The following is a 15,579-nucleotide window of genomic DNA, read 5'->3' as shown; positions in this document are numbered from 1 at the left end:
CAAACAGTTTTTTAAGAAAATAGGTTGCGCTGAAAATTTAAATCAGTAATATGTGCCGCCGTTGCCAAGGCAAACAGCGAAACGCTAAAGCAGCATGAAATTGGGTCGTTAGCTCAGTCGGTAGAGCAGTTGACTTTTAATCAATTGGTCGCAGGTTCGAATCCTGCACGACCCACCAATTTCAAGCAGTATCGGTAAACATTAAGTAGTTCCGCATTGCGGGTCGTTAGCTCAGTCGGTAGAGCAGTTGACTTTTAATCAATTGGTCGCAGGTTCGAATCCTGCACGACCCACCATTTCAGCAGTAGCATTCCTTTCTCGAATAAATTCATTTTAAGTCATATATCGCACGTGTCGTGTAGGTGAGAACCTGCGCTCAGGTTCGAGCCGAGCGAAGCGAGACAGCAACGCGCTAGCGTTGACCCCGAAGGGGCGAGGCCGAAGGCCGAGTCATCCTGCACGACCCACCATCTTCTAGCAATATAATTCCAAACTAAACAGCCTTCGATTTTCTAATTACCTGCATAATAAACACAGTGACTTTCAATCAATTGGTCGCAGGTTCTAGCCGAACGAAGCGTAACAGCAACGCGCTAGCGTTGACCCCGAAGGGGCGAGTGTCCTGCACGACTCGCCATTTCAGCAGTGGCATTCCTTCCTCGTAGAAATCCATATCAAGGCAACGATCGTGTACACCGTATCGATAAGATAAAACCATTATCATTCCCTGCTCGTTAAGGCTTTGGAGTATATTAGGTCTTTGCCCCTCTCTATGGACTGTATAACCCGTCAGGAACTGTTTTCTAATCCTATTGAGCAGGGATGGAGTCATTGCCACAGGGAAGCGCGTATAGCCCTGTTTAGGAAGATATATGATTGGTCCGTTGATTAATGGTGCCGCTATCTTGATTGGTAGTGGTCTGGGTATTGCTTTGCGTCGTTTTATTCCCCAACGCTTGCAGGATGGCCTGCCCCCGGCGTTTGCGATGGTATCGATTGCAATGGGTATTACGCTGGTTGTTAAAGTCCAGCAACTGCCGGCGGTGGCGCTGGCGATTGTGATTGGTGTGGCGTTAGGAGAACTGCTACGGATGGAGTCCGCCGTGCAGCGGGCAGGTACGATGATTCAAAAAGGATTAAACCGCGTTCTGCCTGCACAGGAGCACCGCTTGCCGCAGGATGTCTACACTCAGAATTTTACCGCGTTAATCGTCCTGTTTTGTGCCAGCGGCACCGGTGTGGTTGGGGCGTTGACGGAAGGGTTAACCGGTGATTATCAACTGCTGATTATCAAATCTGCTTTGGATATTTTCACTGCACTGATCTTTTCCATCACGCTTGGTCTTGCCGTGATGTCGATTGCGATACCGCAGATGATTGTCCAGACGCTGCTGTTCTTCTCCGCCAAATTGATCATGCCCTTTATGACAGACATCACGATGGGGGACTTTTCTGCCTGTGGTGGGATTATCATGATTGCCGTTGGACTACGGATTGCGCAGATCAAATCCTTTGCGGTAGTTAACTTTCTCCCCGCTTTGGTTTTGATTATTCCGCTCTCTCTCTATTGGCATCGGTTATTCGCCTGATGCGCAACGGCTGGTTAGCGGCTGACGATCGAGGGGATGTTGCCGCTAAATATTTGTATCACTTCTTGATCGGTAAGCGGCACATTTTTGCTACACACATAAATATGCTTTCCTTGCGGGCTGATGCTCCTGGCGAGCTCCATGTAACTGGCAAATTCGACCTGGCTATGTCCGCCTTCATTCATCTCCATGGCATGGATGATGACCTTGTGCGAAGTGAATAGCCCAACCCATCGTTTGGCCGCAACCTTGGGTGCGAGCCGAGCCAATAGTGTCATCGCGGGAATCATTTGCCCGAGCAGTAGACGCGCGGTTGTAAAAGGTATTTCTGATTGCTCGGTGACCTCTTTTTTCGTGTCCACGTTTCTGACCATCAGCGTATCGCGATATATTCTGATATAGAGGCTGGCCATGCCATTTATCTCCTTGTCTCTCTTCTACAGATAATGTCTTTCACGCATTTCATCTCATTATTTTAAGCATAATAAACAAAATGGTGCGTAACCTCGAAAAAATACCGCGACTTTACGACGTGTTTTCGGTATTTTGTTTAGGATAAAAAACTCCGATGCTGATGCTAAATCAGTATCAGGTGTTGCAACCCGAGTTGTCATCGTGGAAATCCATAATGAGTATGCTTTTTGATAGCAATGAGACTATTTATCCCTTTCCGCCAAAACCCAAGCCATTATCGGCTGATGCAAAACAGCACTATCGTAACAGGATAAAGGCACTGCTGCGGGAAAGAAACGCGGTCATGGTTGCGCATTACTATACCGATCCTGAAATTCAGGCGCTGGCGGAAGAAACGGGCGGCTGTGTGGCGGATTCGCTGGAAATGGCGCGGTTTGGTAGCACCCATTCGGCATCGACGCTGTTGGTGGCAGGGGTTCGCTTTATGGGAGAGACGGCCAAGATTCTCAACCCAGAAAAGACGATTCTGATGCCTACATTGGAAGCAGAGTGTTCACTCGATCTTGGTTGCCCCGTCGATGAATTCAGCCGTTTTTGTGACGCGCACCCGGACCGAACCGTGGTGGTGTATGCCAATACTTCTGCTGCGGTAAAAGCGCGTGCAGATTGGGTGGTGACATCCAGCATTGCAGTGGAGTTGATCGAACATCTGGATAGCCTGGGAGAAAAGATTATCTGGGCACCGGATCGCCATCTGGGAAGCTATGTACAAAAACAGACGCAGGCGGATGTCCTGTGCTGGCAAGGCGCGTGCATTGTGCATGACGAATTTAAAACGCAGGCGCTGAAGCGCATGAAGATCCTGTACCCCGATGCGGCAATTTTGGTTCATCCAGAATCGCCACAGAGCGTGGTAGAGATGGCTGACGCCGTTGGGTCAACCAGCCAGCTGATTCAGGCGGCGAAGACGCTGCCACAGCGCGAACTGATTGTGGCGACCGATCGCGGCATTTTCTACAAGATGCAGCAGGCCTGCCCGGAGAAAACGTTGCTGGAAGCGCCGACCGCAGGAGAAGGGGCAACCTGCCGCAGCTGCGCCCACTGTCCGTGGATGGCGATGAATGGGCTGGAGGCGATTGCTAACGGTCTGGATCAAGGTGGCCATGCACATGAGATTCATGTAGATGCAGCCCTGCGAGAAGGCGCTTTAATCCCGTTGAATCGCATGCTGGATTTTGCGGCTTCGCTAAAATTGCGTGTGAAAGGGAATGCCTGACGGCGATCTTGGGCATCTTGATAGACATTTCTTACAATAATTGAGACAGGGTGGTGAGATGGATTTTTTTAGTACCAGTAATATTTTAATTCATATTCCGTTGGGGGAAGGGGGATACGACCTTTCCTGGATTGAAGCGATCGGCACGTTGTTTGGCCTGCTGTGTATCTGGTTCGCGAGTCAGGAAAAAACCATCAACTATCTGTTTGGGCTGATTAACGTCACGCTGTTTGCGGTGATCTTTTTCCAGATCCAGCTGTATGCCAGCCTGTTACTGCAAATTTTCTTCTTTGCCGCCAATATTTATGGTTGGTACGCCTGGACGCGTAAAACAGATGCGCAGGAAGTAGAGTTGCGCATCCGTTGGCTACCGGTGCAGAAGCTGATTGGCTGGTCGGTGGCCTGTATTATCGCAATTGGCTTGATGACGTTCTACATTGATGCGGTATTTGCTGTGCTGACGCGTATCGCTGTTTCTGGTATGCAGGGACTCGGGTTAGCGGTGCAGATGCCTAATCTCCAGCCGGATGCATTCCCATTCTGGGATTCCACCATGATGGTGTTGTCGATCGTGGCGATGATCCTGATGACGCGCAAATACGTCGAGAATTGGCTGCTGTGGGTGGTGATTGATGTGATAAGCGTGGTGATTTTTGCTTATCAGGGCGTGTACGCGATGGCAGTAGAATACGCGATCCTGACGCTGATTGCCCTGAACGGCTCTTGGCTGTGGATTAAGAGTGCGCAGGAAAACCGCGTCAGCGCGGTTTCAAACGGCGTGTAATCCAAACTTAATGCTTGTGGTGATGACCTTCTGCATCATGCTTTTCACCATCATGAATAGCTGAATGATGGTTTTCCTGATGAAAAGAGCAATGGTCATCATCACAGCGTTGATATTCCATCTGAATTGTCGCGTGTGTAATCTGATACTGCTTCAGCAAATATTCCTGAATACGTCTTAATAACGCATCGTGGTCGTGAGGTGGAACCACCTGCGCATGCAGCGTCATCATTGGTTTTTCGCCAACCTGCCATAAATGCACATGGTGGATATTCCTGACCTCAGGGATATTCAGCGTCAGATCTTTCTGTAGAACCTCAACGCTGAGTTGGCTCGGTGTGCCTTCCAGCAGTTCGTGAATACTTTCTTTCAATAACGACCATGCACTGCGTAGTACCAGACATGACACCAAAATAGAGAGAATCGGGTCGATAGGTGTCCAGTTGGTATAAAGGATGATGACGGCAGCAGCAATCGCACCGACGGAGCCTAGCAGGTCGCCCAGCACATGTAGGGCTGCCGCGCGGACGTTAATGTTTTTCTCTTCGCTACCGTGGTGTAACAGCCAAAAGGCCACGATGTTCGCCAGCAACCCGGCAATAGCGACAAGCAGCATAGTGACGCCAGCAACGGGCTGGGGGTCATAGAAGCGTTGAATCGCCTCCCAGAAGATGAAGGCAGTAATCAGTATCAACGTCAGCGCGTTCACAAAGGCGGCGAGGGTGGTGAGCCGCAAATAGCCGAAGGTATGGCGAGCATTGGGTTTACGCTGTGCGAAACGCACGGCGATAAGCGCGACGAACAGCGCCGCTGCATCCGTCAGCATATGACCCGCGTCCGCAAGCAGCGCGAGGGAACCGGACAACAGACCGCCAATGACCTCAGCAACCATAAACGTGGCGGTAATGATAAACGCGGCCAGCAGACGTTTACTGTTGCCCGATTCCGTGTGGCTGTGGTTATGTGCCATAAATCACCCTGAGTTGCGGTTTTATCCCATTTTATTGAAACCCACAGAGAAAGCCTATCCTGTGTTCACCGACCTGGCGGTTGGGCTATTTTCTAGTGAAAATAGGATGGATGCGGCATCTGAGAGCATTTGATCGCGTAAATCCCGCTGATTTCAGCGTCCTGATAACACCAGCTTGACATATAATAATCAATCTTCAATATGAAACATCCCGTTTCTCAGTCTGCCCGCACAGGCGGGATGGCGCGTATTGGATGGGGCTAACATACCGTTTCGGAACCGATGGATTTATTTATGAATTACCAAAATGACGATTTAAGAATTAAAGAGATCAATGAACTTTTGCCGCCGGTTGCTTTGCTAGAAAAGTTTCCAGCCACGGATAAGGCCGCGGAAACGGTATCGTTCGCGCGTACAGCTATCCATAAAATTCTTAACGGCAATGACGATCGCCTGCTGGTGGTGATTGGTCCTTGCTCGATCCATGATACGAAAGCGGCGAAAGAGTATGCCGCGCGTCTGCTGACGCTGCGTAACGAGTTGAGTGACGATCTGGAAGTGGTTATGCGCGTTTATTTTGAAAAACCGCGTACGACGATCGGCTGGAAAGGGCTAATCAACGATCCGCACATGGATAATAGTTTCCAGATCAATGATGGCCTGCGTATTGCGCGCCAGTTACTGCTGGAAATTAATGATATTGGTTTACCCGCTGCCGGTGAATTCCTCGATATGATTACCCCGCAATACATGGCGGATCTGATGAGCTGGGGCGCTATTGGCGCACGTACAACCGAATCTCAGGTACACCGAGAACTGGCATCTGGTCTGTCATGTCCTGTCGGTTTTAAAAACGGCACCGACGGCACCATCAAAGTAGCGATTGATGCAATCAACGCCGCCAGTGCGCCACACTGCTTCCTCTCTGTCACCAAATGGGGACATTCGGCTATCGTGAATACCAGCGGTAACAACGATTGCCACATCATCCTGCGTGGCGGTAAAACGCCGAACTACAGCGCAGAGCATGTGAAGGATGTGAAAGTAGGTCTGGAAAAAGCCGGTTTGACTCCGCAGGTCATGATCGATTTCAGCCACGCGAACAGCAGCAAACAGTTCAAAAAACAGATGGAAGTCTGTACTGATGTTTGTGGACAGATTGCACAGGGTGAAAAAGCGATCATGGGCGTGATGGTGGAGAGCCATCTGGTTGAGGGTAACCAGAATCTGGAAAGTAGTGAGCCGCTAGTTTATGGCCGTAGCGTGACCGATGCTTGTATTGGCTGGGAAGATACGGAGTCTCTACTGCGCCAGTTAGCCTCTGCCGTACGCGAGCGCCGCAATAAGTAACATCGAATGGCGTGCTATCCGGCACGCCAATAAAAAAACGGCAGTGAAAGCCTTGAGTTTTTCAGCTCGCGAAAATGAAAACCAGGCTAACACTACCGTTAATGATGCATACCCACCTTTATTCCCTTTCGGTTCGTTTTTTATCTCTAGCGATAATGCTTTACTTCTCAATTAGTTCCGTTTTGCATCGATGCTATATTTACTCGGTCCAAAAGCCACAATCTGTAGTAATCCCCCGACAATGATGATGTTCTTAAGAAAGTTAATCATCGCGTTTTGATCGGCAAAGTTATGATGAAAAAACAGGGCAGTAGCAACAGTAAAGGCGGACAAAACGAGCGCAACCACACGCGTGCGGTAACCAATAAGTAGAAGCATTCCTCCACCGATTTCGACCACTAAGGCGATCAAATAACCGAGAAGAGGAAAAGGTAAACCAACCGAGGCGATGTAGCCTTGGGTGGCCTCTGATGCCCCGATCTTGCTAAGGCCGCTGATCACAAAAACAATTGCAATGAGAGCACGACCAATTGCTGAAATGATTGAAGCGTTCTTTTCCATGGCGATTCCCTTTCTTGGTAGGTCGGCGTTGTTAGGCTTCTAAACTAGCAATACTGAGCTTTGCCTGGCTGATGATGGCAGATTTCGTCTCTTCATTTCCCTGGCCCAAGCCTTCGGCGCGGATGATCGTTACATCGGTCAGACCGATAAAACCAAGCACGGCCTTCAGATACGTTTCATGATGCTCAAGCATTGTGGTAGTACTATCGCCACTGTAAGTTCCGCCGCGAGTTGAGATGATGAACAGCCTCTTCCCTTTCTGTATTAGTCCTTGTGGTCCGTTGGGCCCGTAGGTGAATGTGCGTCCGCCGATAACGACGCGATCAATCCAGGCTTTGAGTTGGGAAGGGACGGTAAAGTTATACATGGGGGCACCAATGACAATGATCTCGGCATTAAAGAGATCGTTGATATAAGCATCGCCATGGGCAATTTCGTCACCCAACTGCGGATCGGGATTTCCACCACCGCGAACCACGGCCATATACGCTCCGGAAAGATGACCCACAGCATCTTCGACAAGATCGCGATAGACGATCTCGGAACCTGGGTGTAACTCACGCAGCCTTGCGACAATATCGGCAGAAAGTTGTCGGCTGACGGAATAGTCGCCGAGTATGCTGGAATCGATATGAAGAATTTTCATAAGGTGGCTTCCTGACTTGTTTCGTAGCATAACGAATAAGCACAACGATCAGGCACCGATCGTTTCCATGTCAGTATATTTGCGCCAAAGACACCCGAAAACCCGATATTTTCCGAAGGAATCCATCGGTTTCTGCGATAGGTAGGTGTTAGCCTGAGCGCTTATTGGCCCGTGGTTGCTTCCCCATGAAGACTTTTCAGGCGGTCAAGGAACCAACGCCCGGCAGGGCCGGGAGGCGCAGCTGTTCGGTAGATGGTGGACATCGGAACAAAGATTCCCTCAGGCGGGATATCTTCAAGCATCAGTTCAACTAACTCTCCTTCTGCAAGGTCGCGCTGTACCACATGCAATGGCATACCGCCCCAGCCTAGCCCGCTAAGAAGAAAAGCATGCTTGGTAAATAAGTCCGTGAGCCGCCAGGTAGATGAGGATATAACGGCATATTCAATCCCCTCGGATAGGTTTGTTCGGTCGGTAAGGACAAGCTGCACGTGCTTTACCAGTTCCGATTTAGGGATGAATCCCCTGAATGCAGCCAACGGATGATGGCGTGAAGCGACCATAACCAGCGTGATGCCAGCAAGGTGCTCAGTGCTTAGTGAGGCAAGAGCATTTGGCAACGCTGCGACAGCCCCGATTGCCGCTGTCCCGTCGAGCACGCGATGATAGGTTGCTCCTAGCGCCTCAGCGAACACCCGAAGAGGCGTGCCGGGAAAGCGCTGTTTGAACTCGTTTGCAATAGCAGCGACAGTGGCAATAGGAAACAGCACATCGACGACAACGGAAAGTTCTGCTTCCAGCCCTTCTGATAACCCCTTTGCCCGTGCTTTCATGAAATCGACGGAGGTTACGATGCCGCGTGCATCGGCCAGCAAGGCTTGCCCTGCCGGAGTGAGTTTGGGATATCGTCCAGAGCGATCGAATAATTGAACGCCCATTTGGGCTTCGAGGTTACTCACCAAATCACTGATGACCGACTGCGCGCGATAGAGTTTGCGTGCTGCTGCGGAAAAACTTCCTTCATCAACAGCAACGATGAATGTTCTTAATTGATCAAGCGATACTCCATTTATCATACAAAGTAACCCTCGTCTTTTTATCAATGAGGCATTGATTGTGAATGTCCGTGCTGAAGATTATGAAATAAAAAAACCCGGCACAGGCCGGGTTTCTTCATTTCAACGGTAAATTACTTCGCTTTACCTTGGTTCGCTACTGCGGCAGCTTTTGCGGCGATTTCGTCCGCGTTGCCCAGGTAGTAACGCTTGATTGGTTTGAAGTTCTCGTCGAACTCATATACCAACGGCACGCCAGTTGGGATATTCAGTTCAAGAATTTCATCTTCACCCATGTTGTCCAGGTATTTCACCAGTGCGCGCAGTGAGTTACCGTGAGCCGCAACGATCACACGCTCACCGCTCTTAATGCGTGGCAGGATGGTTTCGGTCCAGTAAGGCACAACGCGTTCGATGGTCAGCGCCAGGCTTTCAGTCAGCGGCAGCTCTTTGTCGCTCAGCGCTGCATAACGTGGATCATGGCCTGGGAAACGTTCGTCATCACGCGTCAACTCTGGAGGCGTAATGGCGAAACCACGACGCCATTGTTTAACCTGCTCGTCACCGTATTTTTCAGCGGTTTCGGCTTTGTTCAGACCTTGTAACGCCCCGTAGTGGCGCTCATTCAGTTTCCAGGATTTCTCAACTGGCAACCAGGCTTGATCCAGCTCGTCCAGTACGTTCCACAGTGTGTGAATGGCACGTTTCAGCACGGAGGTATACGCGAAATCAAAGGCAAAACCTTCGTCTTTCAGCAGTTGACCTGCGGCTTTGGCTTCTGAACGGCCCTTGTCGGACAGATCAACATCGTACCAGCCTGTGAAGCGGTTTTCGTTGTTCCACTGGCTCTCACCGTGTCTTACCAGTACTAGCTTAGTTACAGCCATAGCTAAACTCCTTCCTATCCTAAGATTTCTGTGATAACTGATTTCATTATAGGGGGGGAGAGCGGTTATCGGCAATCGATAGTCGATGGCAAGCGTGATTTATCCGCAGGTTATTTGCGTAAAATCACGCTCAGGCTTTACCGTTTCAGCAAACCGGAATCTCCCTTGTGTAATAGCAGATAAACTGCCGGAATCACCAGCATTGACAGCAGAGGAGCGCTGACCATGCCACCAATCATCGGCGCGGCGATGCGCTGCATGATTTCGGAACCGCTACCGCCGCCCCACATGATGGGCAGCAGCCCTGCCATAATCGTTGCCACGGTCATCATTTTCGGGCGTACGCGCAGAACGGCCCCTTCGTGGATGGCATCCATCAGCTGTTGGCGTGACAGCGCCTGACCCGCCCCTCGATGTTTTTCTACTGCATGGTTGAGATACAGCAGCATGATGACGCCAAATTCCGCCGATACCCCCGCCAGCGCAATAAAGCCTACCGCACCCGCGACAGAAAGATTATAGCCGAGGAGATAGATCAGCCAGACGCCGCCAATGAGCGCGAAGGGTAAGGTTGCCATAATCAGCAGTGCATCTTTGATGCGGTTGAAGGTGATATACAGCAGCACAAAAATGATCAACAGCGTGAAGGGCACGACGATTTTCATTTTCTCCGTGGCGCGTTCCAGATACTCAAACTGACCAGACCAGCTTAACGACACGCCTTCAGGCAGCGTGACCTGCTGGGCGACAGCCCGTTGCATGTCTTCAACGGCAGATTTCAGATCGCGGCCGCGTAGATCGACATAAATCCAATCCGACAGTCGGCTGTTTTCACTTTTCAGCATGGGTGGTCCTTCGCTGACGTGAACATTGGCCAGTTCAGCCAGCGTGACCCTGTTGCCATTGGCCGTCACAATGGGAAGGTCGCGCAATTTTTGTAGCGAATCGCGTAATTCACGCGGGTAGCGGATGTTGATGGGATAACGCTGACGACCTTCAATGGTTTCGCCGATGTTTTGCCCGCCGATAAGCGTCGCGACCACAGACTGAAGTTCCTCGACGGACACGCCGTAACGTGCGGCACGCCGGCGATCGATATCAATATCGATATAGCGTCCACCCGCCAGCCGTTCCGCCAGCGCAGACGTCACGCCCGGAACCTGTTTTACCACCTGCTCGATTTGCGCGGCGGTACGTTCGATATCCTCCAAATTGTTTCCGTTAACTTTAATACCTACCGGACTTTTGATGCCAGTAGCCAGCATGTCTAGCCGGTTGCGAATCGGCGGAACCCACACGTTGGCGATACCCGGCAGATTGACGGTACGATCCAATTCGGCAACCAGTTTGTCCATGGTCATGCCCTCACGCCACTGGTCGCGCGGTTTCAGTCTAATCGTGCTTTCCAGCATGGTCAGCGGCGCAGGGTCAGTCGCCGTATCGGCACGGCCTGCTTTGCCGAAGACCGACTCGACTTCGGGCACGGTTTTAATCAGCCTGTCCGTTTGTTGTAGTAGACGACCGGCTTCACGCGCGGAAATGCCGGGCAGGGTGGAAGGCATATACAGCAGATCGCCCTCATCCAGCGGCGGCATAAATTCGCTTCCTAAACGGCTGAGAGGAAATAGCGTCAGTAGTAATAGCAGAGCGGAAACCAGCAGCGTGGTCTTCGGGTAGTTCAGTACCTTTTGCAGTATCGGGTGATAGAGCGCGATCAACCAGCGGTTTATCGGATTCGCCTGCTCGTCCGGTATCTTTCCGCGTACGAAATACCCCATTAATACCGGTACCAGCGTAATCCCCAACCCGGCGGCGACGGCCATGGCATAGGTTTTGGTAAAGGCCAGCGGTGAAAACATGCGACCTTCCTGTGCCTCGAGTGAAAACACCGGTACAAACGACAGCGTAATGATCAGCAGGCTGCAAAACAGCGCGGGGCCAACTTCCACGGCTGCCCTTTCTGCTAACTGCCACCACTCATTATTCTGCGGCTGTTTTCCGGGGTTTTCATGCCGCCACTGTTCAATGACTTTATGCATGTTTTCTATCATCACAATCGCGGCATCTACCATCGCGCCGATGGCAATTGCGATACCGCCCAGCGACATGATGTTGGCGTTCACACCCTGATAGCGCATGATGATAAACGCTCCCAGAATCCCGAGCGGTAGGCTGATGATCGCCACTAACGCTGAGCGAAAGTGAAACAGGAACAGGGCGCAAATGGCCGCAACGACGGCAAACTCTTCCAGCAGTTTGAAGCTGAGCGTGTCGATGGCGTGTTCAATCAACTGCGAGCGATCGTAGGTTGGGACGATCTCCACGCCTGCGGGCAGGCTTTTTTGTATCTCCTGTAACCGCGCTTTGACGGCATGCAGCGTATTCAGTGCGTTTTTTCCATAGCGCATAACGATGATGCCGCCCGCCACTTCGCCTTCACCATTCAATTCGGCGATACCGCGCCGCATCTCCGGGCCTTCACGGAGCGTTGCCACATCTTGCAATAGCACGGGAATGCCGTTGCGGATGGTAATCACCACATGGTTAAAGTCGTGCGCGGTTTTCAGGTAACCGGTGGTGCGAACCATGTACTCGGCTTCACCTAACTCCAGCACGGAGCCACCATTTTCCTGATTGGCTGCCTGAACGGCAGTCACGATCTGCTGGTGGGTAATGTTCTGCGTCCGCATACGTTCCGGGTCAACGACGATCTGATATTGTTTGACCATACCGCCCACGCTGGCGACTTCCGCTACATCGGGAACGGTTTTCAGCTCATACTTCAACAGCCAGTCCTGAAAGCCGCGTAGATCGGCCAGACTGTATTTGCCGCTGCGATCGACCAGTGCGTATTCGTAGATCCAGCCGACGCCGGTGGCATCCGGGCCAAGCGAGGTTTTCGCATCGGTAGGTAGGCTGGATTGTACCTGACTAAGGTATTCCAGCACGCGAGATCGTGCCCAGTAGGGATCGGTGCCATCTTCAAACAGTACATAGACGTAGGCATCGCCGAACATGGAGAAGCCCCGTACCGTTTTGGCTCCCGGAACGGAGAGCATGGTGGTCGTCAGTGGATAGGTCACCTGATTTTCCACCACCTGTGGCGCTTTGCCCGGATAGCTAACGCGAATGATAACCTGAACGTCAGACAGGTCGGGCAGGGCATCCAGCGGTGTTTTTTGCAGAGAAAGCAAACCCCACGCCGCCATGAACAGCGCTGCCAGTAAAACCAGCAGGCGGTTTTTGAGTGACCACCGGATCACGAAGGCAATCATGAGTGACCTCCGTGCCCAGCATGTGAATCGTTAGCGGGTAAAAAATGCAGAACGTGAATCCCGCTGTCGTCCATATTGAACTGGAAACTGACGGTGCTACCGATCCCCACACCCTGTGGCAGCCCTGACAAGGGTAGCGTGAAATCCATTGTCATCGGCGACCAGTTGAGTGCTGGAACGGCTTCATGCTCAATGGTGACCTGATTGCCATTTATCGCTTTGATCACTCCCTGAGTTTGATAGCCAACGGGAGCGTCGGGCGTTGCCGATGTTGTTGGTTGTGTAGATGCATCGGCAGCAAATTGGGGCAGGGCGCTGCGTAGGCTGGCTTCGGAGTCAATCAGGAACTGGCCGGAGGTCACTACACTGTCGCCTTCTTTCAGTCCATCCATGATTTCCACCCAATCGCCTAACGGTGCGCCCGTGGTCACGTTACGCGGGGTGAAATGACCGCTGCCGTCGCTCAGTAAAACCCGATTTTGGCTGCCGCTAACTAACAACGCTTCCTGTGGGATCGCCAGACGTGGCAAGGCCTGTGTGTGAGAAAGTTGTACTGTCAGGTACATGCCGGGTTTAAGCTGCTGTTGCGGGTTGTCGAGTACGACGCGTGCTTTTAACGTACGCGTCGTGCTATCCAGCACAGGGAGTAGTTCGCTGATTTTGCCGTGGAAGGTTTTACCCGGCCAGGCACTACTAGCGGCGCTGATATCGCTGCCGATCGTGAGCTGCGCGGCCTGCGCCTCGGGATAATCGACATCTACCCAAATTGGGTTCAAGCTGGCAAGCTCGAATAACGGCTGAGCCGGAGTTAACTGCATACCTTGCCGCACTTCCAACTTATTAACATAGCCATCTTCCAGCGCGGTAATCGTCATCCTATCCTGCGGTTTTCCGCTACGCTCGACCTGTCGAATAATGGCTTCCGGCATGAATAGCAGTGCTAGTCGCTGGCGTGCCGCTTGGGTTAGTACGTCGTCGCCTAACTGCCGTACCGCCAGATATTCGCGCTGTGCCGCCGCCCAGGTCGGGTTCCACAATGTGGCTAGCGTTTCGCCTTTCTTCACCTGCTGTTGCAGCGCGTTGACCGAAAGTTTCTCGACAATGCCACCGCTGGGGGCGACCAGCGTGTGCAATCCGCGTTCGTTGAGCGTAACGGTGCCATAACTTGTGCTGTGGTCGGCAAGCTCGCGCATTTCTGCGCGGGCTGTGCGAACGCCAAGATTTTGCTGCTGGCGGGCGCTGACGGCGACTCCGCCGTCTTCCTGTATGTCATCGGCGTAGCGGGGAACCAGTTCCATATCCATAAAGGGCGATTTTCCCGGCTTATCGAAACGCTTATCCGGCACCATTGGGTCGTACCAATAGAGAACCGACCGTTCTGGCGCGGCGGTAGAAGGTGAGTGCGGCGTTTGCTGGTTACCTACCAGATAACCCGCGCCACCCGCGCTGAGAATAGCCAGCACTATCAGGCTAAACATCAGTGATTTTCTTATGACTATTTTGCTCATCGCGTAGGGTTTCCTTGTGGCGTCAGGTAGCGGATGGCGGCCCAATATTGCGCCATCTCTCGTGCGGTATCCTGAACGGCAATCCGGCTTTCGAGCAGCGCTCGGCGGGCATCCAGTACGGCGGAGAGATTGCTGCTGCCGGATTGATATTGAGCCTGAATCAGTTTGATGCGCTGCTGTTGGAGAGGGAGCGTGTCGTTGTTTTGACGCAGCCAGCGTGACTGTGCGGCTTGATATTGAGCAATTAGCGTATCAAGTTGCGCCTGATGTTCTCGTTCGGTGAGTAGTACTCTGTCACGTGCTTCCATGCTGCGTGATACGTCAGCGGCGTAGTCTTTATCCTGACGTTTGGATTTGAACAGCGGCAAATCGACCGTCACCATCATGCCTGCCATATCGTCGTAATCGTCCCCACGCTTCGCGTAATAGACCTCAACATCAACATTGGGGATGGCCGCGACGGCTGACTGTGCAGAGCGAGCCTGAGCTAGCTCTGCTTCGCGCTGTGCCTGCTGCATTTCCGGGTGTTGATGAATGGCGCTGCTGAGTAGCGCTGGTGAGGCTGGCAGCCGTTCAAAACGAGGAAGCTCGCCGTGTACGTTGATATCCGCGATACCGGTAAGCTGTACCAGCCGGGCGTGTGCGATACGGGTATCTCGCTCGGCATCGGCCAGCCTGTCCTGCATGGCTGCCAGCGTCAGACGGGCATCCAGAACGCTACTGGCTTCGCTGCCTGCCGCCACACTCGCTTTTTGCGAGGCGATCTGGCGCTGGCTTTCGTTGACCAGCATCGTGACCTCGCTCAACGCTTTGCGTGAAAGCGCCAGATCCAGCCATGCCTGCGCGGTTTCTCGTTGCAGGCGAGCACGGATGCTTTCGCTATTACTTTGCAGCGCATCGGCTTCTACCCGAATGGCCTGCGCCTTGCTATCACGCTTACGGCTGCTGACATAGGTTTGCATGACGCCGATACGCTGCATCGTCATGCCTTCCCGCGTGAGTCGGCTACCGTTGTTGCCGCCCAATGGCAGGTTCTCAACGCCAAATTTCAGTTTGGGATCGGGAAGTTGTGTAGCGGAGTCGGCCATGTTTTGTAGCGCGTTAATCTGGTGTTGATTGGCTGACAGATCGGCGGAGTAACGCTCCGCTGCCTGTAAAGCCTGATCGAGACTCAGATCTGCCGCAAAGATTGCGGCAGGCAGCCACAGCAACATCGCCAGACACGCGCGCGCAGCGTCGTGTTTGGATATGTTCATGATGTGCT

14 protein-coding genes, 2 tRNA genes and 1 other RNA gene are annotated in these 15,579 nt (G+C 52.2%); 7 read left to right on the top strand and 10 right to left on the bottom strand.

The features are described 5' to 3' along the window. Nucleotides 1-102: 102 nt before the first annotated feature. From A6301_RS10195 to A6301_RS10185, 3 genes are all read left to right on the top strand, one after another. A tRNA-Lys gene (locus A6301_RS10195) sits at nt 103-178 on the top strand. A gap of 42 nt (nt 179-220) precedes the next feature. Further along, nucleotides 221-296, top strand: a tRNA-Lys gene (locus A6301_RS10190). A gap of 46 nt (nt 297-342) precedes the next feature. After that, a non-coding RNA gene (locus A6301_RS10185) (RtT sRNA) lies at nt 343-470 on the top strand. Nucleotides 471-547: 77 nt separating this feature from the next. On the opposite strand, the gene A6301_RS10180 is transcribed toward A6301_RS10185, so the two are convergent. Further along, on the bottom strand, nt 548-718 hold the full coding sequence (locus tag A6301_RS10180; RefSeq protein WP_234257722.1) for a hypothetical protein: 171 nt from the start codon (nt 716-718) through the stop codon (nt 548-550). Between the two features lie 154 nt (nt 719-872). On the opposite strand from A6301_RS10180, the gene A6301_RS10175 reads away from it, so the two are divergent. Further along, nucleotides 873-1,589: a DUF554 domain-containing protein gene (locus A6301_RS10175; protein ID WP_215484429.1), complete on the top strand. Its 717-nt coding sequence runs from the start codon at nt 873-875 to the stop codon at nt 1,587-1,589. Between the two features lie 14 nt (nt 1,590-1,603). On the opposite strand, the gene A6301_RS10170 is transcribed toward A6301_RS10175, so the two are convergent. Next, complete coding sequence (locus A6301_RS10170; protein ID WP_107169833.1) at nt 1,604-2,002, bottom strand: YjaA family stress response protein; 399 nt, start codon at nt 2,000-2,002, stop codon at nt 1,604-1,606. Between the two features lie 215 nt (nt 2,003-2,217). Between A6301_RS10170 and nadA the strand changes: the two genes are divergently transcribed. Continuing rightward, entirely contained in the window at nt 2,218-3,279 is a 1,062-nt protein-coding gene (gene nadA / locus A6301_RS10165) for a quinolinate synthase NadA (RefSeq protein WP_234257721.1), read from the top strand. Between the two features lie 58 nt (nt 3,280-3,337). Then, on the top strand, nt 3,338-4,063 hold the full coding sequence (gene pnuC / locus A6301_RS10160; protein WP_107169835.1) for a nicotinamide riboside transporter PnuC: 726 nt from the start codon (nt 3,338-3,340) through the stop codon (nt 4,061-4,063). Nucleotides 4,064-4,070: 7 nt separating this feature from the next. Here pnuC and zitB read toward each other — a convergent pair whose 3' ends face one another. Next, nucleotides 4,071-5,033, bottom strand: a complete 963-nt coding sequence (gene zitB / locus A6301_RS10155) for a CDF family zinc transporter ZitB (protein ID WP_107169836.1) — start codon at nt 5,031-5,033, stop codon at nt 4,071-4,073. A 294-nt stretch (nt 5,034-5,327) separates the two neighbouring features. On the opposite strand from zitB, the gene aroG reads away from it, so the two are divergent. After that, the gene (gene aroG / locus A6301_RS10150) at nt 5,328-6,383 is read left to right on the top strand and encodes a 3-deoxy-7-phosphoheptulonate synthase AroG (RefSeq protein ID WP_107169837.1); all 1,056 of its coding nucleotides are present in this window, start codon (nt 5,328-5,330) and stop codon (nt 6,381-6,383) included. Between the two features lie 171 nt (nt 6,384-6,554). Here aroG and A6301_RS10145 read toward each other — a convergent pair whose 3' ends face one another. The 7 genes from A6301_RS10145 to A6301_RS10115 form a co-directional block, all read right to left on the bottom strand. Beyond that, nucleotides 6,555-6,944 (bottom strand): DoxX family protein, encoded by a 390-nt coding sequence (locus A6301_RS10145; protein WP_234257720.1) that lies wholly within the window; start codon nt 6,942-6,944, stop codon nt 6,555-6,557. Nucleotides 6,945-6,975: 31 nt separating this feature from the next. Beyond that, nucleotides 6,976-7,590 (bottom strand): FMN-dependent NADH-azoreductase, encoded by a 615-nt coding sequence (locus A6301_RS10140; RefSeq protein WP_234257719.1) that lies wholly within the window; start codon nt 7,588-7,590, stop codon nt 6,976-6,978. 161 nt (nt 7,591-7,751) lie between these two features. Beyond that, on the bottom strand, nt 7,752-8,666 hold the full coding sequence (locus A6301_RS10135) for a LysR family transcriptional regulator (RefSeq protein ID WP_234257718.1): 915 nt from the start codon (nt 8,664-8,666) through the stop codon (nt 7,752-7,754). 113 nt (nt 8,667-8,779) lie between these two features. Then, the gene (gene gpmA, locus A6301_RS10130) at nt 8,780-9,532 is read right to left on the bottom strand and encodes a 2,3-diphosphoglycerate-dependent phosphoglycerate mutase (protein ID WP_005973959.1); all 753 of its coding nucleotides are present in this window, start codon (nt 9,530-9,532) and stop codon (nt 8,780-8,782) included. Nucleotides 9,533-9,669: 137 nt separating this feature from the next. Then, entirely contained in the window at nt 9,670-12,807 is a 3,138-nt protein-coding gene (locus tag A6301_RS10125; protein ID WP_234257717.1) for an efflux RND transporter permease subunit, read from the bottom strand. Next, nucleotides 12,804-14,315: an efflux RND transporter periplasmic adaptor subunit gene (locus A6301_RS10120; RefSeq protein ID WP_234257716.1), complete on the bottom strand. Its 1,512-nt coding sequence runs from the start codon at nt 14,313-14,315 to the stop codon at nt 12,804-12,806. The genes A6301_RS10125 and A6301_RS10120 overlap by 4 nt, the downstream gene beginning before the upstream one ends. After that, a complete protein-coding gene (locus tag A6301_RS10115) occupies nt 14,312-15,571 on the bottom strand; it encodes a TolC family protein (RefSeq protein WP_205541692.1) in 1,260 nt (419 codons plus the stop codon). Before A6301_RS10115 ends, A6301_RS10120 begins: the two co-directional genes overlap by 4 nt. Nucleotides 15,572-15,579 lie beyond the last annotated feature (8 nt).

The organism is Pectobacterium sp. IFB5596, assembly GCF_021432585.1.
Classification (GTDB): Bacteria; Pseudomonadota; Gammaproteobacteria; order Enterobacterales; family Enterobacteriaceae; genus Pectobacterium; species Pectobacterium punjabense.
This window is presented reverse-complemented; position numbering and strand designations above follow the sequence as displayed.

Bases quoted from the DNA above. Each gene is read 5' to 3' on its own strand.
- A6301_RS10180 (WP_234257722.1), bottom strand. From the start codon at position 718: ATGGTTTTATCTTATCGATACGGTGTACACGATCGTTGCCTTGATATG.
- A6301_RS10175 (WP_215484429.1), top strand. From the start codon at position 873: ATGATTGGTCCGTTGATTAATGGTGCCGCTATCTTGATTGGTAGTGGT.
- A6301_RS10170 (WP_107169833.1), bottom strand. From the start codon at position 2,002: ATGGCCAGCCTCTATATCAGAATATATCGCGATACGCTGATGGTCAGA.
- nadA (WP_234257721.1), top strand. From the start codon at position 2,218: ATGAGTATGCTTTTTGATAGCAATGAGACTATTTATCCCTTTCCGCCA.
- pnuC (WP_107169835.1), top strand. From the start codon at position 3,338: ATGGATTTTTTTAGTACCAGTAATATTTTAATTCATATTCCGTTGGGG.
- zitB (WP_107169836.1), bottom strand. From the start codon at position 5,033: ATGGCACATAACCACAGCCACACGGAATCGGGCAACAGTAAACGTCTG.
- aroG (WP_107169837.1), top strand. From the start codon at position 5,328: ATGAATTACCAAAATGACGATTTAAGAATTAAAGAGATCAATGAACTT.
- A6301_RS10145 (WP_234257720.1), bottom strand. From the start codon at position 6,944: ATGGAAAAGAACGCTTCAATCATTTCAGCAATTGGTCGTGCTCTCATT.
- A6301_RS10140 (WP_234257719.1), bottom strand. From the start codon at position 7,590: ATGAAAATTCTTCATATCGATTCCAGCATACTCGGCGACTATTCCGTC.
- A6301_RS10135 (WP_234257718.1), bottom strand. From the start codon at position 8,666: ATGATAAATGGAGTATCGCTTGATCAATTAAGAACATTCATCGTTGCT.
- gpmA (WP_005973959.1), bottom strand. From the start codon at position 9,532: ATGGCTGTAACTAAGCTAGTACTGGTAAGACACGGTGAGAGCCAGTGG.
- A6301_RS10125 (WP_234257717.1), bottom strand. From the start codon at position 12,807: ATGATTGCCTTCGTGATCCGGTGGTCACTCAAAAACCGCCTGCTGGTT.
- A6301_RS10120 (WP_234257716.1), bottom strand. From the start codon at position 14,315: ATGAGCAAAATAGTCATAAGAAAATCACTGATGTTTAGCCTGATAGTG.
- A6301_RS10115 (WP_205541692.1), bottom strand. From the start codon at position 15,571: ATGAACATATCCAAACACGACGCTGCGCGCGCGTGTCTGGCGATGTTG.